Genomic DNA, 22,933 nt, shown 5'->3' on the forward strand with positions numbered 1-22,933 from the left:
AGATCATGCAATCGACCAAAAGCCACCGCGTTGCGATCCTGGGCCTGATGCTGGAAAGCAACCGCTTCGCGCCGGTCATCACCGAAGAGGACTATCTCAAGCGCGTCTACCTTGCGGGGGGGGAAATCCTCGAGGATCTGCACAGCTCGGACCCGAAACTGCCGACCGAAATCCGCGGTTTCGCCGCCGGAATGGACGAGCGCGGCCCCTGGGAGCTGGTGCCGATCCTTGTCGGTCTGGTCGAGGCGGGGGGGCCGCTCGACCACGGGTTCTTTCTTTCGGCGCTTGACGAGATCAGGACGCGCCTGCGCGCGGCAGGCCCGCTCGATGCGGTCTATGTCTCGAACCACGGCGCGATGATCACCACCGAGAACAGCGATCCGGACGGTGAAATCCTTGCCGCCGTGCGCGAGGTCGTGGGGCCGGATGTGCCGGTGGTCGCCACGCTCGATCTGCATGGCAACGTGTCCGAGCGGATGGTGCGCATGGCCGATGTGATCGTGGCCTACCAGACCAATCCGCATGTCGACATGCTGGCGCGCGGGCAGGATGCGGCGGCGGCGCTGCACGAGATGTTCGCCGGAATGAAACCCGACGTGGCCTTCATCCGCATGCCCATCGTGCCGCCGACCGTCACCCTGCTGACCGAGGTCGGCCCCTATGCCGATCTGATGAACTTCGGCCAGTCGCTGGTCAGGGGCGATATCGTCAATGTCTCGATCCTTGGCGGTTTCGCCTATTCCGACACGCCCAAGAACGGGTTGGCGATCATCGTCACCGCCCGTCAGGCCAATGGCAGCGCGAAAGCCGTGGCCGAGCGGATCGCGCGCCGGGCATGGGACGAACATCTGCGCTTCGTGCCGAAGCTTACATCCTTGGCCGATGCGGTCGACCATGTCGCCGCGGTCTGCGCCAATCCGACGCTTCCGGCCATCGCCCTTGCCGATGTGGCCGACAATCCGGGCGGCGGCGGCAACGGCAACACGATGTGGATTCTGGAAGCCTTGCACGAGCGCGGGGTGCGCGATGTCATCATCGGCGTCGTCAACGACCCGTCCCTTGCCGCCGAGGCCGCGCGGCTGGGCGAGGGGGCGCGCTTCCGCGCGGTGTTCAACCGCTCCGGCGCCGACAGCTTTTCGCGCCGGTTCGAGGCCGATGCCCGTGTCGTCAGCATCCGCGACGGCGATTGCGTCGGGCGACGCGGCTTTTACGCGGGGCGGCGGATGAACCTTGGCCTGTCGGTGTTGCTGGACCTGAACGGCATTTCGGTGGTGGTCATTTCCATCCGCACCCAATGCGCGGACCCGATCTTCCTCGAGATGATGGGCCTCGACATCGCGGCGGCGCGGGCGGTCGTCGTCAAGTCGCGCGGCCATTTCCGCGCGGGTTTCGACGAGTTTTTCGGCCATGACCAGGTGATCGAGGTCGATGCGCCGGGGCTGACCTCGCCCGCCTTGCAGCGTTTCGACTTTCGCAACATCCCGCGTCCGGCCTTTCCGCTTGATCCCGACGCGCAATGGTCACTGGCCAAGGCTTAAGGGTCGCGGCCCGAGGGTCGCGGCGTCAGGGGCGCGGCGTGAGCGGTCAGTAATCGACCGTCACGCCCGCGCCGCTTTCCAGCGCCTTGCGCCATGCCAGTTCGGCGACCACAAGGTCTTGCAGCGCCACGCCGGTGCCGTCGAAGATCGTCACTTCGTCAGCCGCGTGCCGGCCTGTCGCGCTGCCGTCAAGGACCGCGCCCAGCGGGGTAAGGGCCTCGGGGCCGATCAGCCCTGCGGCAAAGGCGTGCTGGAATTCCCCGATGCTGACGGATTGTGCCGCTTCGTCCACGAACAGGCGCGCTGCGGCGACGAGGGCGGTGTCAAGTTCCTGCTTGCCCTTGGTATCGGCCCCCATCGCGCTGATGTGGGTGCCGGGCCTGATCCATGCCTTTTGCAGGATCGGTTTCTGCGAGGGCGTGACCGTGATGATCACATCGGCGGCACGCGCCACGGCTTCGGGATCGGCTTCGGCCACATAGTCGAGGCCGAGGGCTTCAACGGTTTCGCGGAAGCGGGCGGCGCTTTCGGCGCTGGTGTCCCAGCCATGCACGCGCGTCAGGTTTCGCACCCGCGCCGTGCAGGCCAGTTGGTGCGGCGATTGCCCGCCTGTTCCGATGATGCCCAGAACGCTGGCCTCGGGCCGGGCAAGGGCGCGGGTGGCAAGGGCCGAGGCCGCGCCCGTGCGGATGCCGGTCAGGTAATTGGCGCTGACCAGGGCCGCGGCCCGACCCGTCGCGGGGTCGAAGAGCAGGGTCGAGGACTGGTGGTTCCCTAAGCCCTTGGCCATGTTGCCCGGCCAGTATCCCCCGGCCTTGAGGCCGAGAAAGGGGGTCGATACATCCGCACCCGCCTTGACGCCGAACACCGCGTCGTTCAGGCCCACGCCCTCGCGCACGACGGGGTAGTTCCGCGCCGCACCCTTCGCCATCGCGCGGAAGGTGGCAGCGACGGCCTCGATGGCGTCGTCGATGCCGACAAGCTGGCGCGCCTGCGCCTCGGACAGGATGAGCATCGCTTGGCCTTTCAGTCTTCGAGGATGAATTCGCTGATCATCACGTTCATCCCCGCCAGCAAGCCGCCGTCGACGGGCAGGGCTGCGCCCGTGATATAGCCCGCCTCGTCCGAGGCGAGGAAGGAGACCGCTTTGGCCACATCCTCGGGTTCGGCCACGCGCCCCAGCGGATACCAGCGGGCCAGTTTCCGGAACACATCGGGGTCGCGTTCCTGACGGATCGTCCATGTGATGTTGTCGGTGCGGACCGATCCGGGCAGAACCGCATTGCAGCGGATGCCGTGGCGGCCGTATTCCGACGCGACCGATTGCGTCAGGTTGATCAGCGCCGCCTTGGCCGCGCTATAGGCGGGATTGCCGAAGTAGCGCACCCCGTTGACCGACGCGATGTTGACCACCGCGCCCTGTTTGCGCGCCTGCATCCTTGGAAGAAGCGCGCGCAGGCAATGGTAGGTGCCGTTCACGTTCACGTCGATTTCGCGGTGCCACGTGTCCAACCCGATATGCTCCAGATCGCCCGCCACCGTATAGGCGGCGTTGTTCACCAGAACGTCCACGGCACCAAGGGCGGCTTCGGCCCCCGTCACGGCGGCTTCGACCGCCGCCATGTCGGTGATGTCGGCCCCCGTGGCCCATGCCTTGCCGCCCTTGTCGCGGATCAGCCCGGCGGTCGCCTCGGCCCCCTGCGCGTCGATGTCGATCACGGCGATGGCGGCCCCTTGGGCGGCCAGATGCAGGGCGATTGCCCGCCCGATGCCATGTGCCGCCCCCGTGACAAGGGCGGTCGTGTTCTCATGTCTCGACATGCGCGTTCTCCGGTCGGATCGCCGCCGCGATCCAGTCGAGCGACTGGAGACGCATATGGCCGTAATTGTAGAAGGAAATGCGGTCCGCCCGCGCCCGCCGCGCCAGACCGACGCAAGCGGCAAGGTCATCGGCCCCTTGGACATGGGGCCAAGTGGGGCGCAGGATGAAGCCAAGGGCCGCGTCCTTGCCTGCCGCATCGCGGACGGCGGATATGTCGCGCCCGATCGCATCGGGGCCGCATTGGTAGGCGGGCACCTCGAGCCGGTCGCAGACCCGCTGAAGGGCGGCAAGGTCGCTGCCTTCGCGCCAGCACAGGTCGTTCGGCGTCTGGACCGAGGGGATGACGGCAAGCCGGACATGCGCGGGAAGCGCCGCGCGCACCTCGGCCACCAGTGACGTGACCGTGTCGCAGCGGCAGGCCACGAGCGCTTGCCAGTCGGGGTCGTGCCTCAGGTCGGGCAGCGGCGCCGTGCCATCGGCGAAAAGGGCGGTCAGCATGGCTTGCGCCCTGCGGGCAAGCGCATCGGCATCAAGCCCCCAGTCGCGGGCGCGCTGGCGGCAGGCATCGCAAAAGCACAATCCCAGCAGCGCATCGGCGGCGGGGGAAAGCTCGATCAGTTCGAATTCGTGATGGTGGCCGTGGCGATAGGTCTGGAAACCGGGGGTTTCGATCATCACTTCCACCACGCCCGCCTGTGCTGCCGTATCGCGGCACAGCGCGACCAGATAGGCGCGCACCTCGGGTTGCGACGGGCAAAGCGCATTGACCAGCGGATCGCCGAACGGCGTCTGGCAGGCAAGGTCGGGATGCAGTGTGCCAAGGCGGCTGTTGTGCAGCCCGACCGTCCATGCCGCCACCGCCAGACCGGGGGCACGGGCGGCCAGTTCGGGCAGGGGATCGCAGTCGCGCAGCATCGCCGCCGCCTGCGGCTTCAGCCGCCCGTAGCCGGTTTCGGACGGTTGGAAATAGACGGTGCCATCCTCGGGCAGATAGACGCGCTCGCGCGGGGCATGGGGGCGCAGGAAGCGGCCCGCGTGATAGGCGGTCGCCAGCGCGACGCCGTCCAGACCCGCATCGCAAAGCCGCGCCGTTACGGCAGCCGTGCCTTCGTGCCACAGATCCCAGGCGTAAAGATACATGGCGTGACGCATCGGGCCGCCTTGCGCAAAGGTTTCGTCTCCCCATCGCTAACGGTCCCTGCCTGCCCTCTCCAATGCCATCGCGGCATGGCTGCATTCGTGAATCGCATTCGCACGCGGGGGCTTGGCGCTGCTAGCATGGGTCCAACGGTGTGCAGCCCCATTCCCATGCCCCATTCCCATGAACGGACCAGCCATGAAGAACATCATCGTCACCGGAGGAAGCGGCAAGGCGGGACGCGCCGTCTGCCGCCATCTCGTCGAACGCGGATACGAGGTGCTGAACCTCGACATGCAGCCTTCGCCCGATCCGGTCTGCCCGATGCTGAAGGTCGATCTGACCGATTTCGGTCAGGTGATGGACGCGATGCAATGGAGCGGGGGCAAGGACCATCCGTTCCGCAAGTTCCGCACGCCCGATGCGGTGGTGCATTTCGCAGCCATCCCCGCGCCGGATCTGACTTCGGAAGAGCTGACCTTCCGCACCAACATCGTCTCGACCTACAACGTCTTCGACACCGCATTGCGCGCCGGTGTGAAGCGGATCGTCTGGGCCTCGTCCGAGACCACGCTGGGTTTGCCCTTCAACCCCGGCAACCCGCCCGCCTATGCGCCGGTCGACGAAGACCATCCGATGCGGCCCGAAAGCGGCTATTCGCTGTCGAAAGACCTTGGCGAAGAGATGGCCCGCCAAATGGCGCGCTGGAATCCCGGCGCGACCTTCATCGGCCTGCGCCTGTCGAATGTGATGGAGCCGAAGGACTATGCCCGTTTTCCGGGCTGGCAGGAAACGCCGCATTTCCGCGAATGGAACCTCTGGGGCTATATCGACGCGCGCGACTGCGCGCAGGCGGTGCGCAAGGCCTTGCATGTCGATATGGTCGGGGCCGACCATTTCATCATCGCCAATGCCGACAGCGTCATGACCCGCCCCAGTGCCGAGCTGATGGCCGAGGTCTTTCCCGACGTGCCGCTTAAGGGTGCGGTCGATGGCGTGCAAACCCTTTTGAGCATTGAGAAAGCCAAGCGCGTGCTGGGATATTCGCCGGAATATTCATGGCGTGACGCGGTGATCTGACCGCCCGCCGACCGGGTCGCAAACACTTGCCTCGCCGTGCCGCACCCTTTGTGCGGTGCGGTGTTTCGACCATGCACGACCCCGCGCCGCCAAGGGTTATGCAGCACCCACATACAGTGATGCGTAAATGCGATTTCAATTCGAGAAACACTCGGCGGAACATGTCCAGACGACAACCGGCCAAGCGAAGCCGACCGGACCACCACAACCATAAATCGACAACAGGAGTGACCTTCCATGACCAATCCGTTCCGGACGTCCACGGCCGCCTTGGCCCTTGGACTGGGAATGCTCGCCTCGGGTGCCTATGCCGAAACCGTCGTCGACTTCACTGTCGCGGAATACAGCTCGAAGACCGGGCCGTATTTCCAGAAGGTGGCCGATGATTTCACCGCCGCGAACCCGGATATCAAGATCAACATCGAAGTCGTGCCGTGGGACACGCTGCTGCAACGCCTGACGACCGACGTCGCAGGCGGCAATGCGCCCGACATCTCGATCATCGGCACGCGCTGGCTGCTCGACTTCGCCTCGCAAGGCGTGGCGGAACCGGTCGACGGCTACCTGACGCCGGAATTCAAGGACAGCTTCATCGGCACCTTCATGAATCCGGGCATCATCGACGGCAAGATGATGGGCCTTCCGGTCGCGGCCTCGGCGCGCGCGATGATGGTCAACATGGACATCTACGACAAGGCAGGCGTCGCTCCTCCGACGACATGGGACGAGCTTTACGCCGCCTCTAAGAAGATTGCCGAACTGCCTGATGTCTATGCCTTCGGCCTGCAGGGCAAGGAAATCGAGACGGACGCCTATTTCTACTACAACCTCTGGACCCACGGCGGCGATATCCTGAACGCCGATGGCACCAGCGGACTGGACAGCGAGGCCGCGATCACCTCGGCCAAGCTTTACAAGCAGATGATCGACGAAGGGCTGACCCAGCCGTCGCCGACCAACTACACCCGCGAGGACGTGTTCAACATGTTCAAGCAGGGCCAGCTTGCGACCATCTTCACCTTCCCGATGCTGATCCCGCAGATCAAGGAAGAGGCGCCGAACCTGCACTACAAGATCCTTCCCTTCCCCGAAGCCGGCGCCAAGGCGACCTATGGCGTGACCGACACGCTGATGATGTTCTCGGACAGCGACGTGAAGGAAGCGGCGTGGAAGTTCATCGAATTCGCCTATCAGGACAAGTATCGCGAAGAGTTCGACCTTGGCGAAGGCTTCCTGCCGGTGACCAAGAACGTCGCAGCACTTGACCACTTCACCAGCGATCCCGATGTCGCGGGCTTCGCTGCCGGCCTTCCCTATGCCAAATTCGCCCCCGTCATCGCGAACTGGGAAGAAATCGCCGACGTGACCGTGCGGACCTTGCAGCAGATCTACCTCGGCGATGTGACGCCCGAGGACGGGCTGAAGGCCGCCGCCGCCGAGATCAACAAGATCCGCGGTCTCTGATGCCGACAGGGGCGGCCCCGCAACGGGCCGCCCCCGCTTTTCAGACGGTGGCCGCGCCATCGTTCCAAGGCCAGTGATCAAGGGCGACAGGCGTGCAGAAATCCATTCCGCTTCTGATGATCGTGCCAAGCCTGCTGATGGCTATGGCGATCATCGGCTACCCGATCCTCGATCTGGCCTGGACCTCCAGTCAGGAGGTCAGCCGTTTCGGCAAGCTGACAGGCTTTGCCGGATGGGAGAACTTCGCCGAGGTCTTCGGCGACCAGCTTTTCTGGGATTCGCTCTGGCGCACCGGCATCTGGACCTTTTTCGTGGTGGTGGGAACGCTTGCCGTCTCGTTGCCGGTGGCGATCATCCTGAACGACGATTTCTACGGGCGGGGTCTTGCCCGCGTCATCATCATGCTGCCGTGGTCCGTGTCGCTGACCATGACCGCCGTGGTCTGGCGCTGGGCGCTGAACGGGCGGGCGGGTCTGCTGAACGCCACGCTGATGGATATAGGCATCATCGACCAGCCGGTCGAATGGCTGGCGACCGCGTCCACGGCCTTTGTGGTGGAAATCCTCGTGGGTATCCTTGTGTCGATCCCGTTCACCACGACGATCCTGCTGGGCGGCCTGTCTGCCATGCCGCAAGACACCTACGAGGCCGCGATGGTCGACGGCGCGTCGGGCTGGCACCAGTTCCGCTACATCACGCTGCCGCTGATGAAACCCTTTATCAACATCGCGATCGTCCTGAACGTGATCTACGTTTTCAACTCGCTTCCCATCATCTGGGTGATGACCGAGGGCGGGCCGGCCAACGGCACCGACATTCTGGTGACCTACCTCTACAAGCTCGCCTTCCGCTTCGGGCAACTGGGCAAGGCCGCGGCCATCTCGCTGATCATGTTCGGGGTGCTGCTGGTGTTCACGCTGCTTTACGTGGCGCTTGTCAGCCGGGGCGAGGAAGACGCCGCCCCCGAAGACGAGAAGGAGGCGTAACCATGTCGCGCAAACTGACACGCAGCCTGCTTTACTGGCTTTTCCTGTCGCCGCTGGTCGTGGTGATCCTGTTTCCCTTCGGCGTGATGTTCGTCACCGCCATCCGTCCGCGCGACGAGATATTCACCTATCCGCCGACATGGGGCTTCAGCGAATTCCGCTGGACCAATTTCTCGGAAATGTGGGTCAAGACCAACTTCGGCGGAGCGTTGATGAACAGCATCTACGTGAGCGTTCTGGCGACGGCCATCGCGCTGCTGCTGGCCATTCCTGCCGCCTATGCGATGTCGCGTTACCGTTTCGCGGGCAAGGGGCTTTATCGCAACTTCCTGCTGATGACGCAGATGATGTCGCCCATCGTTCTGGTGCTGGGTCTGTTCCGGCTGATGATGGCGATGGGGTTGGTCAACGATCTGAATTCGCTCGTCGTCACCTATGCCGCCTTCAACCTCGCCTTCACGATCTGGATGCTGCAAAGCTACTTCAACTCGATCCCGCGCGATCTGGAAGAGGCGGCATGGATCGACGGGGCAAGCCACCTGACAAGCCTTGTGCGCATCTTCCTGCCGCTGGCGGTTCCGGCCATGGTGGTGGCGGCGATCTTCACCTTCATCAACAGCTGGAACGAATTCGTCCTTGCCCTGACGCTGATGCGCTCGTCCGAGGATTTCACCCTTCCCGTGCAGATCTACGCGCAGGTGGCGGGGCGCTATCAGGTCGAATGGCATCATGTGATGGCGGGCACCGTTCTTGCGACCGTGCCCGTGGCGATCGTCTTTTCATGGCTGCAACGCTACCTGATCCGGGGCATGGCCCTTGGCGCGGTGAAGTGACGGCCCCCTTACCTACAGGAATGCGACCATGTCCTCAGTCACCATTCGCGGCATCCGCAAGAAATACGGTTCGATGGACGTGCTGCACGGCATCGACCTCGACATCCGCGATCAGGAATTCGTCGTGCTGGTCGGCCCCTCGGGCTGTGGCAAGTCTACCCTGCTGCGGATGATCGCCGGGCTTGAAAGCGTTTCATCCGGCGACATCATGATCGGCGAGCGGGTGGTGAATGACGTGCCGGCCAAATCGCGCGACATCGCGATGGTGTTCCAGAACTATGCGCTTTACCCGCATATGTCGGTCTACGAAAACATGAGCTTCAGCCTGCGCCTGCGCAAACAGGCCAAAGAGATGATCGACCGCAAGGTGCGCGAGGCGGCGTCGATCCTGAACCTGACAAGCTATCTCGAACGCTCGCCCCGCCAGCTTTCGGGCGGGCAGCGCCAGCGGGTCGCGATGGGGCGGGCGCTGGTGCGGGACGCGCAGGTGTTCCTGTTCGACGAGCCGCTGTCGAACCTTGACGCCAAGCTGCGCGTGGTGATGCGGACCGAAATCAAGGCGCTGCACCAGCGGCTCAAGACCACCTCGGTCTATGTCACGCACGACCAGATCGAGGCGATGACGATGGCCGACCGCATCGTGGTGATGAATGCGGGGCGGATCGAGCAGATCGGCACGCCGTTGCAGCTTTACGACACGCCCGCCAACCTGTTCGTGGCCGATTTCATCGGTTCGCCCTCGATGAACGTCCTGCCCGGGACCCTGCGGGCCGAAGGCGGGGCGGTCTGGGTCGAGATCGCGGACGGTTTGCGCCTGCCGGTGCCTGCCGCCCATGCGGCGCGCGCGGGGCAGAAGGTGGTTTTCGGCATCAGGCCCGAGCATACGCTTCTGGCCGATGCCGGTTCGGGCATCCCGCTCGAGGTCGAGGTGGTGGAACCCACGGGGGCGAATATCCAGGTCTATGCCAAGATCGGCGGCGCGCATCTTTGCGCCATCTTCACCGACCGGCACGAGTTCCGGCCGGGCGATCTGATCCATCTGGCCTTTCCCGAAGCCAAGATCCACCTGTTCGACGCGGCAAGCGGAATGCGGCTGTGATGGCGCGGCGCTGACGCGCCCCGCTGTCACCAGCCGTTGATGCGGGGCCAAAGGTCTACGACCTGATCGGACGGGCCGTCGACCACCCGATAGGCGTCATACATCGCCGCCGTCATGCAGGCGTGGTTGGGCAGCACCCGCACCCGCGACCCGACAGGCAGCAGGTCAAAGGGAAAGGGGCCGTCCGACTCGAGCAGCCCGTGTTCCTGATAGACCTTGCCGACGCGCAGGCCGGGAATGCGGGCGCGGCCCGAGGCATCGGCCAGAAACCCGAATCCCGCGTCTTCGGGCAAACCCTCGGCCCCGGTGCTGCGGTCTTTCGACAGGGCAAGCCCGCCCGCGTCGATCAGCGCGGCGTTGAGTTCGGGGCGATGCCCGATCACCGTGGCCAGCACCGTGACCGCGATGTCATCCATATCGTGAGACCCGATTTCCGACTGGAACACATCTCCGAACATATAGACGCCGCAGCGCATTTCGGTCAGCCCGTCAAAGCATTGCCCGTGGGTCGCCGTGGGGGTCGAGCCGACGCTGACAACGGGGCAGGGCAGGCCCGCCGCGCGCAACTGTCCGGCTGCGGTCACGGCGCAAAGCCGCTCTTCCTCGGCCACCTGCCGAAGCGCGTCGAGGCTGCGGCACTGGTAGGAATTGCCGGCGTGGGTCAGCACTCCGGCAAGCCGTGTTCCGGGCAGGTCATGCAGCACCCGGCCAAGCGCCGGAATCTCGGGCCTGCCCGCGATCAGCCCGGCGCGACGCTCGCCTGAATCAAGCTCGATCAGCACATCGACCACCACCCCTTCGGCCACGGCGCGATGGCTGACCTCGGTCGCGACTTTGATGCTGTCGGTCACGGTGCCAAGCCGCACGCCGCGCCGGATCAGGGCCGCGATGCGCGGCAGCTTGTCCGGCACGAGGCTGACGGCATAGGTGATGTCATCGATGCCGTGATCGGCGAAATACTCGGCCTCCTTCAGCGTCGAAACCGTTATTCCGCCGAAGTTTCCCGCAAGGGCGATGCGGGCCACGTCGATGGATTTTCCCGTCTTCATATGCGGCCGCAACCGCAACCCCGAGGCCTTGTGCCGTTCGGTCATGCGGCGGGCGTTCCGTTCCAGTCGTGCGCGGTCAAGGATCAGGCAGGGCGTCTCGAGGCTGGCAAGCGTGGTCATGGCGGTGAAGCTACCTGTCGTTGGACGGGGACACCCCCCGTATTTCCCCTGTTCTAGTCCGGTCCGACCGGCAGCCGCCAATGCCTTAAGCGGCGCGGGCAATGCCTTGCCGGCATGGTCAGCCCCAGTCGGTATCGACTTCGCCGGGGATCAGCGCCCAAAGTTCTTCCGAGGCGGCGGGCAGCGGGTCGAGCGAGCGGATCACGCGCACGTTGATCGGAATCTCCCAGCGTTCGTCGCCCGCACGTACCAACGTGCCATTGGCGAATTCCTGCGCCAGATGGCTTTCGGGCAACCATGCCGTGCCACGGCCTTCCGAACTCATGACCTTCAGCACCGCCGCCATATGCGAGACGAAGACCCGTTTCAGATGCAGGCTGCCCGCATTGTCTGAAATCAGCTGTTCGACAACCCGCCCGATGGCCGAGGTTTCGCTGTAACCGAGGTAATGCACCGGTTCGTCCTCGGTCCCCGGAAGGCGGTCGACGGGTTGGCCGGAACTGTCGGGCAAGGTCACGGGAACCAGTTTGTCGCGCAACACCATCTTCGAGGTGAAATGCTCGTGCGGCAGGTTCATCTGGATCACGGGATGGGTGTAGCTGATCAGGAAATGGCTGTCTCCGCGCTGCAAAAGCTGGATGCAGTCGTGGAACTGGCTGGTGTCGAGCCGCGTGTTGAAGGTGTGGCTGCGCGTTTCGATCGACCGCAGCCAGCCCGAGAAGAAATTCAGCGACAGGCTGTGTGTCGCGGCAAAGCGGATGGTGCTGGCCGTGGTGTCGCCGATGCGCCGCGCCTCCTCGCGCCCTTGCAGCAGGCGGCGCAAGACATCCTCGGCCACGGGGCGAAAGCGTTCTCCGGCCAGCGTCAGCGTCACGGGCTGGGACGTGCGGTTGAAAAGCTGCGCCCCGACCCATTCTTCAAGGCTTTTGATCCTGCGGCTGAAGGCGGGTTGGGTGGTGTACCGCGCCTGTGCCGAACGCGAGAAGTTGCGCGTATCCACGAGGCTCAGGAAATCTTCAAGCCAGCGGCTTTCCATGCGGTGCGTCTCCGGTTCTGCGCCTTGGTCCAGCTTATGATGGTTAACCGATGAACGGCATTGCGCAAACCGCCGCTTCGATGTCGGTTGCTTGCGAAATCGGCATGGGGCGATGCGGACGGTGCATGCCCTATCCGCGCCCGCGTTGCCATGCGAACGGGCGGCTGGCAAAGTCGGGGCCTGTTTTCAGGAAAGGGCGGCTATGGCACCGGGCACAGCGGACCCCACCGACGGCATCGACACGCCCGCCGTGCTTGTCGATATGGCTGTGGTGCAGCGCAACATCGACCGTTTCCAGTCACTTGCCGACCGGATCGGCATGAAGGTGCGCCCCCATATCAAGACGCACAAACTGGCCGAGGTCACGCGGATGCAGCTTTCCGCAGGGGCCATCGGCATCACCTGCCAGAAGGTGTCGGAAGCCGAGGCGATGCTGGATGCCTGCCCCGAAATCCGCGATCTGCTGATCACCTACAACATCCTTGGCGATGAAAAGCTCGATCACCTGCGCAAACTGGCGCGCAGGGTGCGGCTGACCGTGGTCGCCGACAATGCGACGGTGGTCGACGGGCTGTCGCGGGCCTTTGCCGCCGAGGCCGAACCGCTGCGGGTTCTGGTCGAATGCAACACCGGCGCGGACCGCTGCGGCGTGGCGACCCCGGACGAAGCCTGCGCGCTGGGCCTGCACATCGCTGCGGCGGCGGGGCTGCGGTTTCAGGGCCTGATGACCTATCCGCCCGTCGGCGGTGCCGCTTCGGTCCAGTCCTTCATGACCCGCGCCATCGCCTTGCTGGCCGATCACGGGATTGCCGTCGAAACGGTATCTTCCGGCGGGACGCCCTCGATGGCGCAGGCGGGCGAGGCGCCCGTCGCAACCGAGTACCGTCCGGGCACCTATGCCTACAACGACCGCTCGCTGGTGGCGCGCGGCGTTTGCGACTGGGAGGATTGCGCCCTTACGGTGCTGGCGACAGTCGTGTCGACCCCCGACCCGCATCGCGCGATCATCGACGCGGGCAGCAAGGCGCTGACTTCGGATTTGCTGGGCCTGTCCGGTTACGGCCATGTTCTGGGCAGGCCCGATATCACCATAGACCAGTTGTCCGAAGAGCATGGCCGTCTGGTCAGCGCCTTGCCCATCGGTCTGGTCGTAGGCCAGCGCATCCGCATCGTGCCGAACCATGCCTGCGTCGTCACCAACCTGTTCGACAGCGTGATTGCGATAGACGGACCTGCCGCTCCCCGAACCCTGCGGGTGGCGGCACGGGGCAAGGTCGTCTGACCAAGGGGCGCGCCACGGGGGACGCGCGCCCCTGCGGGGGTCAGCCTTTGTCCGGGGCTAGGCTTGCGGTGCGCGCAGATAGATCAGCCAATAGACAAGCGCGACAAGCAGGCCGCCCCCCACGACATTGCCCGCCGTCACCACGATCAGGTTCACAAGCAGGCCGCCAGCATCGAACACTCCGGAATGCAGCATGCCGACGGGGATCAGGTACATGTTGGCAACCGAATGCTCGAACCCGAGTGTGACGAAGGCGGTCACCGGAAACAGGATCACCAGCACCTTGCCCGATACGCTATGGGCCGAAAAGCACATCCAGACCGCAAGGCAGACAAGCGCGTTGCACAGGATGGCGCGCAAAAAGGCCTGAAACGGGTCAAGCCCGAGTTTGGCCGCCGCGATGGCATCGGCGGTGGCACCCACCGCCCCGTCGGCCGCGCCAAGGCTGCCTGCCAGATGCACCAGCACCGCCGTCGCCATCGCGCCGATCAGGTTGCCGCAATAGACGATGCCCCAGTTGCGCAAAAGCGCGCGCGTGGTGATGTCGCCACTGGCCCAAGCCAGCAGGATCAGGCTGTTTCCGGTGAAAAGCTCGGCCCCGCCGATGATGACAAGGATCAGGCCCAGCGAGAAAGCCGCCCCCCCAATCAACCGCGTGGGGCCGTAACCCAATTCGCTGCCCGTCACGGCGACCGTGTAGAACATAGCGCCAAAGGCGATGAACGCCCCGGCAAGCACGCCAAGCGCCAAGGTCTGCACAAAGCCGAGCCCGGCTTTGCGGATGCCGACCTCCTCTACCAGTTTCGCCATGCGGGCGGGGGCCACGACGTCGAGCGGGTGCGGTTCGGGTGTCATGCGCTGTGCCTTTGCAGGGGGCTGTTATGCCAGTTCTATCGCGGGCGCGACGAACTGCAACGCTCCTGCGTTCCGGCATGGCGGCACCCTGAGCAGGGACCGCCATGCCGCAGGGTCAGTCGACCGCCAATGACGTGCCGCGCTGGCCTGCCGAGGCTTCGGCCAGGTCGAGCAGGCGCTGCAATTCGGCGCCACGGGCAAAGGTCGGCTCGGCAGGGGCCTCGCCCCGGATCGCGGCGATGAAGCGTTGGTAGATGGTCGGAACGGGGGGGCAGGCGATCTCGGTCCAGTCGGCGGTTTTCATCGCGGGTTCCAGACAGGCGAAGAGACGGCTCGTGTTCTTTTCGAACTGCACCTCAAGCCCGCCCTTGTCGCCGTAAATCCGCAGACGCAGGTCGTTCAGGTGGCCGCTGGCGAAACGCGTCGCGGCCACCGTGCCCAAAGCCCCGTTCGCCAGCACCAGTTGCATCGTCGCGCTGTCGTTGGCGTCGAGCGTATACTCTCCGATCTTGCCACCTTCGGCCTTGTCAAAGGTCGCCAGACGGCACGAGATTTCGCGCGCCCCTTGCCCCGCGATGAAGGTCGCGAAGTCGAGGATATGGATCCCCACATCGCCCAGAACGCCCTTTGACCCATGCGCCGTGGACAGCCGCCAGAGCCACTGGCTTTCCTTGTCCCATGCGCCCCATGCATCCTGTGTCAGCCAGCTCTGCAGGTAGGAGGCCTCGAAATGCCGGACCCTGCCGATGGCCCCCTCGCGCACCATCTGCGCGGCCTTTTGCAGCGATGGCACGTTGCGATAGGACAGGTTCACCATATTGACCACGCCCGCCCGGTCGGCGGCGGTGGCCATCTCGGCTGCATGGGCCGCGTTGGTGGCGAGCGGCTTTTCGCACAGCACATGCTTGCCAGCGGCAAGAAAGGGCAGGGTGGTCGCGTGATGCGCGGCGTCCGGCGTGACGTTGGTCACGGCGTCGAAGGCGCCCCAGTCCAGCGCGGCAGCGACCGATGCGAAGCCGTGCGGGATGGCGTGCGTTTGCTGAAAGGCGGCCAGTTGGGCGGGGCGGGTGTCGATCCCCGCCACCAACTGGACGCCGTCGATGGCCGCAAAGCTCTCGGCATGGTTCTTTGCCATGCCTCCGGTTCCGACGACAAGCAGGCGGATCGGGGCGGGCATCAGCGGAACCCCTCTTCGCCGTCATGGTGCAGGCGCGGCCCGCGTTCCACGATGGGCTCCAGCGCCGCCGTGACGGGCGTGTTGGGCGCGTCATTGGGGTTCCGGATGCGCGGCATGGGATTGTGCGCCCAATGCACGGCGTTGCGGATCACGCGTTGCACGTTGGCATCGTGATAGGTGGGATAGGTTTCGTGCCCCGGGCGGAAGTAGAAGATATTCCCCGCCCCGCGCCGATAGGTCAGGCCCGAGCGGAACACCTCGCCGCCCGCGAACCACGAGATGAACACCGTCTCGAGCGGTTCGGGAACCCCGAAAGGCTCGCCATACATCTCTTCGTGTTCCAGTTCGAAATGGTCGGGCAGGCCCGCCGCGATGGGGTGCTGGCGCGAGGTGACCCAAAGCCGTTCCCGCTCGCCCGCCTCGCGCCATGTCAGGTTGCAGGGCGCACCCATCAGGCGCTTGAAGGGTTTAGCGAAATGCGCCGAATGCAGGAAGATCATCCCCATCCCGCCCCAGACGGCATTGCAGACCCGTTCGACGATCTCGTCCTGCACGTCGCCATGCGCGGCATGGCCCCACCAGACCAGAACATCGGTCTCGGCCAGTTTCGCCGCCGTCAGCCCGTGTTCGGGGTCTTGCAGCGTGACGGTGCTTGCGGTGATCCCGTCGGTGCCGTTCAGCGCCTCGGCAATCGTGCCGTGCATGGTCTTGGGGTAGACCTGTGCGACGACCTTGTTCTTGTGTTCGTGGACATTCTCGCCCCAGACAGTGACGCGGATGGACATGGCGGTTCTCCTTCTTGCCCGCATATCGGATGCCGGGCCGCGATCGTCAACGCAACGGTTGTCCTGCGGTGCCGAATGGGTGGATTTACGCCCCCCAAGCGTGGCGCAAGGCCGGGCGGCGCCTTCCTTGCGGTCCGCAAACCGTGGCGCTGTGGATGCCGCCGTGAAGGATGCGGTCAAAGCGCCGGACGATCCACCTTGCACAAGGGGGCCTTTCCCGTGCCCCAGCCGGCCTGACCCCGTCTTGCCCGTGTAGGCCGTGAAAACCCGCGCGGAAATTCGCGATCCGGATAGCGTGGCGGGTTCCTGCGCGGAAACATGGGCGCATCGCAACGGGCGGGACATCGCCCCCGAACGAAATGGATGACGACATGAACAGGACGCACCTTCTTCGCCTTGTGCTTGCCACGGCATGTGCGGTCGGTGCCGCCGCTGCGGCACAGGCCAAGATCGTGGCCGAACCCCAGATGGCGGCCTTTTGCACCGGCGAGGCGGCGGCGAAACTTGGCACCCGTCCGCGCAACATCCTGACGCTGCCGGTCGAGAAGAAGCGCGGGAAATACATCGTCTACGGCCAAAGCCCCGCAGACGGGGCCGATGTGACGACCTTTGAATGCTCGTTCGGGTCCGACCGCAAATACAAAGGGATCAAGATCACCGGACGCCCCTCTGTCGCGGCCGCAGGCAATGGCGGCGCCCCGCCCGCAGCGATGGCGGCCTGCAAGTCGATGGTCGGCGTGCCCGCCAAGGTCGAGACCGTCAGCCCGCTTCGTGCAGGCTATACCGAGATCATCCTGCGCGAAAACGCCAGCGGACGCCGCGTGGCCTGCACCGCAACCGACAGTGGCTCGATCGAGGACTGGGTCGAGTTGAACTGACCACCCTTCGTTGGTGACGAGTGACTTGATAAAGCGGGGCGGTGCCGGAAGGTGCCGCCCTTTGCCTTGGGTCAGGGCTGGCAATCCCCGGGCGTCAGGCGGATCAGCCATTTCTTGAAACCCGGGCTGTCCTCATAGGCGCCCGGACCTTCGTAGACCACGGGCGGCAGGCCAAGCCGCGCCATGTCGGCAATCGAAAATCCCCAGCCCAGCTGGTCGCCGGACAGACGGCCCTCGAACCTGTCGCCCACGCCGCAGATGGCAAAGCTGTCGTCGGGCAGGCCGATCCGCCTGTAAAGCGCTGCTTCCTCGGCGATCAGCGCGTTCAGCGTCGGCACCGCCTCGTCCAGCCATTTTTCCAGATCGGTGCCGCCCGGCGCGGCCCCTTGCGCGACCGAGGCGCGCAGATGTTCGCGCAGGGTGATCCCCTTCTGCTCTGCGACGATCTGGAAACCGCGGTCGTTGCCGTGCCAGCCCAGAAAGGCGTTCTCGCGGATCGTTATGCTGGCGGCGGCAGGGGCGATAAAGTTCGCGCATGAGGAGAAACATCCCCCCTCGATGGTCAGATCGGGCTTCAGGTCAGCGATGATGGAGCCGATATAGATGCCGACCTTTGTGTCGCCGCCGCCGGAATTGACCAGCATCTTCGTGACCTGCCCGCGCGGCAGGTGGCGCACCGCCGTGTCAAGCGCGGTCAGGCCCGCCGCGTTGATACCGCCAATGTAGGTCAGCGTGTCCCCTTCGATCCGGACGGTCGGATTGGCATCGGTCGACGGGCGCCCGACGGGTTGCGCAACGGCCGCGTGGCAGGCGAACACAAGGGCCGTGGCCGGAAAGACCGCACGCATCAGGCGTAGCCTTTGGCGTAATCCCGTCCGGCATGGCGCAGGAAGAACAGGCCCAGCAGGACCAGCGGCAGGCTCATGACAATGCTTCCGTAGTCGCCCAGCGCGGTCGGACCGGCAGCGGTTCCGCCTGCCGCCGCACCCCCTGCCGCGATGAAGAAGGTTCCCGCATCCCACAGCCCGTGCAGCACGATCCCGGTCCAGAGCGACCCTGTCCGCAGCCGGACAGCGGCCAGGAACACCCCCGACAGAAGGGCGGCACCAGCCTGGATCACCGCCCCCCGCAGGTCGCCCGTCAGAAAGACGTTAAGCACATGCATCGCCCCGAACAGGGCCGATGATCCAAGGATCGCCACCCAGATGCCGCCGCTGCGGAACAGCCCGCGCAGCATGATGCCGCGGAACATGACCTCTTCGGACCAGCCGACCATCAGGGTATTGGCAAGGATGAACAGCGTCACCGTCGCGGGCGGCATTCCGGCACCCAGCGCGCTGAACGCAAACAGCGCAAGGAACAAAAGCCAGGGCCAGATCACCTTGAGCGTGCCGCGCTGCGGGCCCTGCGCCAGCCCGATCTCGCCCCACCAGCGAAAAACCAGAACCAGCACTAGCAGGAACAGGCTTGCCGCCCCGATCGAGGGTGAAATGCCGTGCTTCACCAGATCCAGCAGGTCGATCCCGTCAGGACCGGTTCCGGCCTTCTGGATGCCGAGGTTGATCGCGTGCCAGACAAGGTAGACGCCAAGGGCGACAAGGGCTGTCAGTTTCATCTCGACCATGTCCCGTCAGGTAAAAGGAACGCAGACGTCAGCGCCTGCGTGCAGGTTGAATCGAAGGGTGCTTCGGGATTTTCCAGAAAGGCCGCGCCGATGTCCTTGGCGCATTGCGAAAACGCCAGCGTGCCGTGGCCGGATTCGGGAAAGAACACGAGCCGCCCCTTCGGCAGCGACGCGACCATGAGCGCGCCCCAACTCGGGGCCGTCTGGGTGTCGAAGGCGCCCTGCATCACCAGCGTCGGCACCGCCGCCGTGACCGGATCGTGAAATCCCGCCCGTGGCTGCGGGGTGAATTCCTTGCACATGTCGAAGAATGTCGCGTTCAGCACCGCGCCATACATGTCCGTCAGGCTTTCGGGCCATCCGAATTCGGTCTGCAAACGCGCGCCCACGGCGGCGGCCCCGGCGGGCGAATTGATGTCCATGTCCTCCTGACAGGCGAACATGTCGGTCTGGAAACCCTCGAGCAGCACGCGGTCCAGGGTGCTGTTGTCGGCACCGATGCGGGCGTAAACTTGCGCGAGTTGCCCGTCGCCAAGCATTCCGGCAAGGGATTGCAGCCGTGTCAGCGTCTCGCCCGTGAACTGCCGTGCCAGCATCGCCGTCAGCGCGGCGCGTGTCGCCTCGCCTGTCCGCAGCCGCAGGTAATCGGCGGCAAAGCCCACGCGGCCCGTCTGGTCGGGCAGCGCCAGCGCCGCGGCCAAGAGTGCCGCCTCGAACTCGTCCACAAGCCCCGCACCGGTTTCCGCCGCCGTCCTGTCGGCCTCGAGCCGCGCGAGCGCGGTTTCCACCATCTTGTCGTTCTGCCTTCCCGCCATCGCCAGCCGCAGCGCGGTTTCGGCAAAGGCCATCGCGTCGGGATCCAGCCCGTTCAATCCGGCAAGCGCGCTTTCCGGTGTCGGATGCAGGTCGATCGTCTCGCCTGCAAGCGCAAGGAAGGTGGTCGCATCGCCTGTTTCGAGTTCGGCCACCACCTTCGGGACATAGCCGGTCAGCCCCTGCAACTGCGCTTTCCAGTTGTTGCGACCATCGACGAACTGGAACAGCGCCTCGGAGTCGATCGTGCCTTCGGTTGTCTTGATCGGCTGCGTTTCGAGCTTTTCGTATAGCGACCAGAAGCGGGCCTTCAGGCCGGGATAGGCGGCCGCGCATTTCGGATCGGCGGTGCAACTGTCGAAAATGCTTTGGATCGCCTCGGCATGGGGCAGGGCGAGCGTGTCGTAGATCGGCACCTGCACGGGCGCCACGGAATCCAGAACCACCGACCGCAGCCCGTCGGACGCCGAGCGCATCACCTCTTGGCCCAGCTTGGTGCCATATGAGATGCCGTAGATGTTGTAGACCGGATAGCCCAGCGTATGCATCACGGCGCTGACATCCTGCGCGTTCTGCCACGTGTTGATCTTGGTGATATCCGCCCCCGAGGCCGCGATTTCGTCCAGACAGGCGCGGGTCATCTTGCGGGTCAGGGCGATGCGGTCGCCGATCCCCCGTGTTGCCTGAACCAATGCTTCGGGGTCTGACGCAAGCGTATCGAAACAGCGCGACTGGGCGGCGGCCGAGGCATCGACCCCGCGCTGGTCAAAGGCCACCACGTCGCGGCGGCCGCGCAGATGTTCGAAGAAGGTGGTCGTCAGCGATGCACGCGCGACGATCCCCACGCCGGGGCCGCCGTGCAGATGCACGACCGCATCCGGCGCGGGCGAGAGGGACCGCGACTTGAAGATCATGAAGGCAAGGTCGATCCGGCGGCCCTCGGGCCTCGCATGATCCTCGGGCACGCTGATCTTGCCGCAAGCCACCGTGCGGCCTTCGATTTCGAACGGGGCCAAAGGGCGCGGGCAGGCGGTGGCGACCACCGGAAAACGCGGATCGGCCCCACCTGCGGCGATCACGGGAAACAGCGGTCCGGCCTGCGGCGGGGCGGTCAGGGCAAGAACGAAGGCTACGATCTGGTCGGGCGTCATGTCCTGCTTTCCTGCATGGTCGCCGCACTGTTCCGCCTTTGCCGGCCCGTGCCTATCCGAAAGGCGAAATCGGGCGGGCGCGGGCGGGCGCTTCGCGTGCGGCGCTTCCTGTCCGGGCCTTTGCCTCACGGGCTTCGCGTTGCGGATAGCGGCAGGGTCGCAGGCTGCTATGCACGACAGGACATGGCAGTGGAGACGCCCGATGACACCCGATCAGATCATTGCCGCGGTGATGGCGCTGGTATCCGGACATGCCGACCCGACGGCCTTTTCCACGATCCGCGCGGGCGGGGCCGACACGCGCTATCCGGTGACGGTCGAGGCCTGCCCGCGCCCCTTGCCTGCGGGCGAGATCGAGGGCCAGACGGTCATCTGCGGGCGCGTGGACCTGCCCGAGGTGCATGGCAAGGCCGACAGCCGCCGCATCAGTCTTGCCTTTGCGGTGTTGAAGGCCCGAACGCAAAGCCCCGCCCCCGATCCGGTGGTCTATCTGCACGGCGGTCCGGGCGGCGGTGCGGTCAAGGACCTTTGGTCCATCGTGGTGCCGATCTTCGACCAGTTCCGCGCGCGGCGCGACCTTGTGACCTTTGACCAGCGCGCGGCGGGGATCTCGTCTGACATGGTGACCTGCTTTGACACGCTCGGGGCCAATATCGTCTCGCTCATGGCCCCCGGCGCCGTGCCCGAGTCGACGCCCGAAGCCGATGTCTTTGCCCGTTGCCTTGACGAGATGAAGGCCAAGAGCGGCGACATCACGGCCTATAACACCACCCAGAACGCCTTTGACACGCAGGCGATCCTGCGCGCGCTGGGCTATGCGGACTGGAACCTCTACGGCATCTCCTACGGCACGCAACTCGCGCTCGAGGTGATGCGGTCAGCCCCCGAAGGCACGCGTTCGGTGGTGATCGACAGCGTCTTTCCGCCCGATGTGAAAGGCTATGACGAAAACATAAAGCCCTTGCAGGAATCCATTCAGGCCACGCTGGACCAATGCGCCGCCGATCCGGCCTGCGCCGCCGCCTACCCCGATCTTGAAGGAACGCTTGTCCGCGTGGCCGCGAAACTGCAGGCCAACCCGATCCCGGCCGCGCGCGGGCGTGGCGAGATCACGCTCAAGGCCCTGATCGACCTATTCGACAACCGCAACAGCTCTGGCGCATGGCCGCAGATCACCGCGCATGTGCCGCTGATCCTGACCGAACTGGAACGCGGCGAGACGACGACTTGGGACATGCTGACCACGGGCGGCACGCGCAAGGTTCCCACCAGCGCCGAACGGCTGGCCGGCATCGCTGCCAAGCTGACGCCGGAACAGACGGCGCTGGCGACGCTGCTTCTCGACCATGCCGCAGCGGAACGCGTGGATGATGCCGCGATGGCGGCTGCCCTTTCGGCGCTGTCGGATTCGCTGGGGCGCAGCCAATCGGGCGCATCGGACCTTGCCGCCCGCTTCGATGCCGAGGTCACGCGCTCCATCATCGGGTCCGGCTCGCGCGAGGCGATGCTGGATTTCGTGGTGGCCTATGCCGGACTGACGACGCAGACACCGTCACGACAGGGTCTGCGCGACCTTGTCGAACCCCGCTTGCCCGCCGCCGATCTTGCGCCGATCCTAGCCTTGATCGACCTGATGAGCGACGCCGACATCCGCGCCGTCTATGCCGCCGTGGCGGGCGATGCGCGCAAGGCATACGCGCCGATGATGGTTCCGCTCGATCTGATGGTGATCGCCTGTCAGGAACAGATGCCCTTCAACACAATCGAAGGTTTCAACGCCTACAATGCCACGCTGAAATGGCCTTGGCTGACACAGTCGAACAAGGCCGATGCCTCGATGTATGGGATATGCACGCTGCTTCCGCCTGCACCCCGGCCCGAATTCCTGACGCCGGTTTCCAGCGACATCCCGACGATGGTTGTCTATGGCCTGAACGACACCCAGACCTCGTCCGCCGATGCCCGCCACGCCGCCGAGACGCTCTCGCGGTCGCAGGTGATCGAGGTGCCGGAGGCGGGCCACGGCTCGATCATCTTCTCGCAATGCGTGAAGGATATCGGGATGGCCTTCATCGAGCGGCCGGAAACTGCACCCGATACCGCATGCCTTGCCAGCCTGAAGCCGAAATTCGTGCTGCCGCCCGGCTAGGGCCACGCATGACGGCGCAGGGCCAGCGCGAAGCCTTGGCCTTCCGCGCAGGGA

20 protein-coding genes are annotated in these 22,933 nt (G+C 65.2%); 9 read left to right on the forward strand and 11 right to left on the reverse strand.

From position 1 onward, the window contains the following. Nucleotides 1-5 precede the first annotated feature (5 nt). Complete coding sequence (locus tag H7F16_RS14190) at nucleotides 6-1,538, forward strand: M81 family metallopeptidase (protein ID WP_185798281.1); 1,533 nt, start codon at nucleotides 6-8, stop codon at nucleotides 1,536-1,538. A gap of 46 nt (nucleotides 1,539-1,584) precedes the next feature. Here H7F16_RS14190 and H7F16_RS14195 read toward each other — a convergent pair whose 3' ends face one another. Genes H7F16_RS14195 through H7F16_RS14205 form a run of 3 tightly spaced genes read right to left on the reverse strand, consistent with a single transcriptional unit; the run spans nucleotide 1,585 to nucleotide 4,512 of the window. After that, complete coding sequence (locus tag H7F16_RS14195; protein ID WP_185798282.1) at nucleotides 1,585-2,553, reverse strand: ornithine cyclodeaminase family protein; 969 nt, start codon at nucleotides 2,551-2,553, stop codon at nucleotides 1,585-1,587. 11 nt (nucleotides 2,554-2,564) lie between these two features. Then, a complete protein-coding gene (locus H7F16_RS14200) occupies nucleotides 2,565-3,359 on the reverse strand; it encodes an SDR family NAD(P)-dependent oxidoreductase (RefSeq protein WP_185798283.1) in 795 nt (264 codons plus the stop codon). Further along, complete coding sequence (locus H7F16_RS14205; RefSeq protein WP_185798284.1) at nucleotides 3,346-4,512, reverse strand: hypothetical protein; 1,167 nt, start codon at nucleotides 4,510-4,512, stop codon at nucleotides 3,346-3,348. The genes H7F16_RS14200 and H7F16_RS14205 overlap by 14 nt, the downstream gene beginning before the upstream one ends. 169 nt (nucleotides 4,513-4,681) lie before the next feature. On the opposite strand from H7F16_RS14205, the gene H7F16_RS14210 reads away from it, so the two are divergent. The 5 genes from H7F16_RS14210 to H7F16_RS14230 all read left to right on the forward strand — a co-directional run bounded on the left by H7F16_RS14210 (nucleotide 4,682) and on the right by H7F16_RS14230 (nucleotide 9,960). Beyond that, nucleotides 4,682-5,578 carry an NAD-dependent epimerase/dehydratase family protein gene (locus tag H7F16_RS14210; RefSeq protein ID WP_206682604.1) on the forward strand — a complete coding sequence of 299 codons (897 nt, stop codon included), beginning with the start codon at nucleotides 4,682-4,684 and terminating at the stop codon, nucleotides 5,576-5,578. A 237-nt stretch (nucleotides 5,579-5,815) separates the two neighbouring features. After that, nucleotides 5,816-7,042: an ABC transporter substrate-binding protein gene (locus H7F16_RS14215; protein WP_185798285.1), complete on the forward strand. Its 1,227-nt coding sequence runs from the start codon at nucleotides 5,816-5,818 to the stop codon at nucleotides 7,040-7,042. 92 nt (nucleotides 7,043-7,134) lie between these two features. After that, complete coding sequence (locus tag H7F16_RS14220) at nucleotides 7,135-8,028, forward strand: carbohydrate ABC transporter permease (protein ID WP_338402013.1); 894 nt, start codon at nucleotides 7,135-7,137, stop codon at nucleotides 8,026-8,028. Between the two features lie 2 nt (nucleotides 8,029-8,030). After that, on the forward strand, nucleotides 8,031-8,861 hold the full coding sequence (locus H7F16_RS14225) for a carbohydrate ABC transporter permease (RefSeq protein WP_185798286.1): 831 nt from the start codon (nucleotides 8,031-8,033) through the stop codon (nucleotides 8,859-8,861). A gap of 28 nt (nucleotides 8,862-8,889) precedes the next feature. Beyond that, nucleotides 8,890-9,960 carry an ABC transporter ATP-binding protein gene (locus tag H7F16_RS14230; RefSeq protein ID WP_185798287.1) on the forward strand — a complete coding sequence of 357 codons (1,071 nt, stop codon included), beginning with the start codon at nucleotides 8,890-8,892 and terminating at the stop codon, nucleotides 9,958-9,960. 26 nt (nucleotides 9,961-9,986) lie between these two features. Here the strand turns inward: H7F16_RS14230 and H7F16_RS14235 are convergent, their stop codons facing one another. Both H7F16_RS14235 and H7F16_RS14240 read right to left on the reverse strand, forming a co-directional pair. Continuing rightward, nucleotides 9,987-11,129 (reverse strand): alanine racemase, encoded by a 1,143-nt coding sequence (locus tag H7F16_RS14235; RefSeq protein ID WP_185798288.1) that lies wholly within the window; start codon nucleotides 11,127-11,129, stop codon nucleotides 9,987-9,989. A gap of 118 nt (nucleotides 11,130-11,247) precedes the next feature. After that, nucleotides 11,248-12,165, reverse strand: a complete 918-nt coding sequence (locus H7F16_RS14240) for a LysR family transcriptional regulator (protein WP_185798289.1) — start codon at nucleotides 12,163-12,165, stop codon at nucleotides 11,248-11,250. A gap of 202 nt (nucleotides 12,166-12,367) precedes the next feature. Here H7F16_RS14240 and H7F16_RS14245 point away from each other — a divergent pair, with 202 nt between their 5' ends. Continuing rightward, entirely contained in the window at nucleotides 12,368-13,447 is a 1,080-nt protein-coding gene (locus H7F16_RS14245) for a D-TA family PLP-dependent enzyme (protein WP_185798290.1), read from the forward strand. Between the two features lie 57 nt (nucleotides 13,448-13,504). Here H7F16_RS14245 and H7F16_RS14250 read toward each other — a convergent pair whose 3' ends face one another. From H7F16_RS14250 to H7F16_RS14260, 3 genes are all read right to left on the reverse strand, one after another. Then, nucleotides 13,505-14,302 carry a formate/nitrite transporter family protein gene (locus H7F16_RS14250; protein ID WP_185798291.1) on the reverse strand — a complete coding sequence of 266 codons (798 nt, stop codon included), beginning with the start codon at nucleotides 14,300-14,302 and terminating at the stop codon, nucleotides 13,505-13,507. Nucleotides 14,303-14,417: 115 nt separating this feature from the next. After that, nucleotides 14,418-15,479, reverse strand: a complete 1,062-nt coding sequence (locus tag H7F16_RS14255; protein WP_185798292.1) for a Gfo/Idh/MocA family protein — start codon at nucleotides 15,477-15,479, stop codon at nucleotides 14,418-14,420. Beyond that, entirely contained in the window at nucleotides 15,479-16,264 is a 786-nt protein-coding gene (locus tag H7F16_RS14260) for a ThuA domain-containing protein (RefSeq protein ID WP_185798293.1), read from the reverse strand. Before H7F16_RS14260 ends, H7F16_RS14255 begins: the two co-directional genes overlap by 1 nt. 371 nt (nucleotides 16,265-16,635) lie before the next feature. Between H7F16_RS14260 and H7F16_RS14265 the strand changes: the two genes are divergently transcribed. Then, complete coding sequence (locus tag H7F16_RS14265) at nucleotides 16,636-17,142, forward strand: hypothetical protein (protein WP_185798294.1); 507 nt, start codon at nucleotides 16,636-16,638, stop codon at nucleotides 17,140-17,142. A gap of 71 nt (nucleotides 17,143-17,213) precedes the next feature. On the opposite strand, the gene H7F16_RS14270 is transcribed toward H7F16_RS14265, so the two are convergent. The 3 genes from H7F16_RS14270 to H7F16_RS14280 are packed head-to-tail and all read right to left on the reverse strand — an operon-like array spanning nucleotide 17,214 to nucleotide 20,730. Next, nucleotides 17,214-17,990, reverse strand: coding sequence for a Clp protease/crotonase-like domain-containing protein (locus H7F16_RS14270; RefSeq protein ID WP_185798295.1), 777 nt, complete (start codon nucleotides 17,988-17,990; stop codon nucleotides 17,214-17,216). Further along, the gene (locus H7F16_RS14275; RefSeq protein WP_185798296.1) at nucleotides 17,990-18,766 is read right to left on the reverse strand and encodes a CPBP family intramembrane glutamic endopeptidase; all 777 of its coding nucleotides are present in this window, start codon (nucleotides 18,764-18,766) and stop codon (nucleotides 17,990-17,992) included. The genes H7F16_RS14270 and H7F16_RS14275 overlap by 1 nt, the downstream gene beginning before the upstream one ends. Next, nucleotides 18,754-20,730 carry an alpha/beta fold hydrolase gene (locus tag H7F16_RS14280; RefSeq protein ID WP_185798297.1) on the reverse strand — a complete coding sequence of 659 codons (1,977 nt, stop codon included), beginning with the start codon at nucleotides 20,728-20,730 and terminating at the stop codon, nucleotides 18,754-18,756. The genes H7F16_RS14275 and H7F16_RS14280 overlap by 13 nt, the downstream gene beginning before the upstream one ends. Before the next feature lie 202 nt (nucleotides 20,731-20,932). Here H7F16_RS14280 and H7F16_RS14285 point away from each other — a divergent pair, with 202 nt between their 5' ends. Then, entirely contained in the window at nucleotides 20,933-22,879 is a 1,947-nt protein-coding gene (locus H7F16_RS14285) for an alpha/beta hydrolase (RefSeq protein WP_185798298.1), read from the forward strand. Nucleotides 22,880-22,933 lie beyond the last annotated feature (54 nt).

This window comes from Paragemmobacter straminiformis (assembly GCF_014243445.1).
GTDB classification, from domain to species: domain Bacteria; phylum Pseudomonadota; class Alphaproteobacteria; order Rhodobacterales; family Rhodobacteraceae; genus Paragemmobacter; species Paragemmobacter straminiformis.

Excerpts from the sequence above, each read along its gene's own strand:
- H7F16_RS14270 (WP_185798295.1), bottom strand. The coding sequence starts at position 17,990 with ATGCGTGCGGTCTTTCCGGCCACGGCCCTTGTGTTCGCCTGCCACGCG.
- H7F16_RS14215 (WP_185798285.1), top strand. The coding sequence starts at position 5,816 with ATGACCAATCCGTTCCGGACGTCCACGGCCGCCTTGGCCCTTGGACTG.
- H7F16_RS14250 (WP_185798291.1), bottom strand. The coding sequence starts at position 14,302 with ATGACACCCGAACCGCACCCGCTCGACGTCGTGGCCCCCGCCCGCATG.
- H7F16_RS14275 (WP_185798296.1), bottom strand. The coding sequence starts at position 18,766 with ATGGTCGAGATGAAACTGACAGCCCTTGTCGCCCTTGGCGTCTACCTT.
- H7F16_RS14245 (WP_185798290.1), top strand. The coding sequence starts at position 12,368 with ATGGCACCGGGCACAGCGGACCCCACCGACGGCATCGACACGCCCGCC.
- H7F16_RS14230 (WP_185798287.1), top strand. The coding sequence starts at position 8,890 with ATGTCCTCAGTCACCATTCGCGGCATCCGCAAGAAATACGGTTCGATG.
- H7F16_RS14280 (WP_185798297.1), bottom strand. The coding sequence starts at position 20,730 with ATGACGCCCGACCAGATCGTAGCCTTCGTTCTTGCCCTGACCGCCCCG.
- H7F16_RS14255 (WP_185798292.1), bottom strand. The coding sequence starts at position 15,479 with ATGCCCGCCCCGATCCGCCTGCTTGTCGTCGGAACCGGAGGCATGGCA.
- H7F16_RS14195 (WP_185798282.1), bottom strand. The coding sequence starts at position 2,553 with ATGCTCATCCTGTCCGAGGCGCAGGCGCGCCAGCTTGTCGGCATCGAC.
- H7F16_RS14265 (WP_185798294.1), top strand. The coding sequence starts at position 16,636 with ATGAACAGGACGCACCTTCTTCGCCTTGTGCTTGCCACGGCATGTGCG.
- H7F16_RS14285 (WP_185798298.1), top strand. The coding sequence starts at position 20,933 with ATGACACCCGATCAGATCATTGCCGCGGTGATGGCGCTGGTATCCGGA.
- H7F16_RS14200 (WP_185798283.1), bottom strand. The coding sequence starts at position 3,359 with ATGTCGAGACATGAGAACACGACCGCCCTTGTCACGGGGGCGGCACAT.
- H7F16_RS14240 (WP_185798289.1), bottom strand. The coding sequence starts at position 12,165 with ATGGAAAGCCGCTGGCTTGAAGATTTCCTGAGCCTCGTGGATACGCGC.
- H7F16_RS14235 (WP_185798288.1), bottom strand. The coding sequence starts at position 11,129 with ATGACCACGCTTGCCAGCCTCGAGACGCCCTGCCTGATCCTTGACCGC.
- H7F16_RS14225 (WP_185798286.1), top strand. The coding sequence starts at position 8,031 with ATGTCGCGCAAACTGACACGCAGCCTGCTTTACTGGCTTTTCCTGTCG.
- H7F16_RS14205 (WP_185798284.1), bottom strand. The coding sequence starts at position 4,512 with ATGCGTCACGCCATGTATCTTTACGCCTGGGATCTGTGGCACGAAGGC.
- H7F16_RS14190 (WP_185798281.1), top strand. The coding sequence starts at position 6 with ATGCAATCGACCAAAAGCCACCGCGTTGCGATCCTGGGCCTGATGCTG.
- H7F16_RS14260 (WP_185798293.1), bottom strand. The coding sequence starts at position 16,264 with ATGTCCATCCGCGTCACTGTCTGGGGCGAGAATGTCCACGAACACAAG.
- H7F16_RS14210 (WP_206682604.1), top strand. The coding sequence starts at position 4,682 with ATGAACGGACCAGCCATGAAGAACATCATCGTCACCGGAGGAAGCGGC.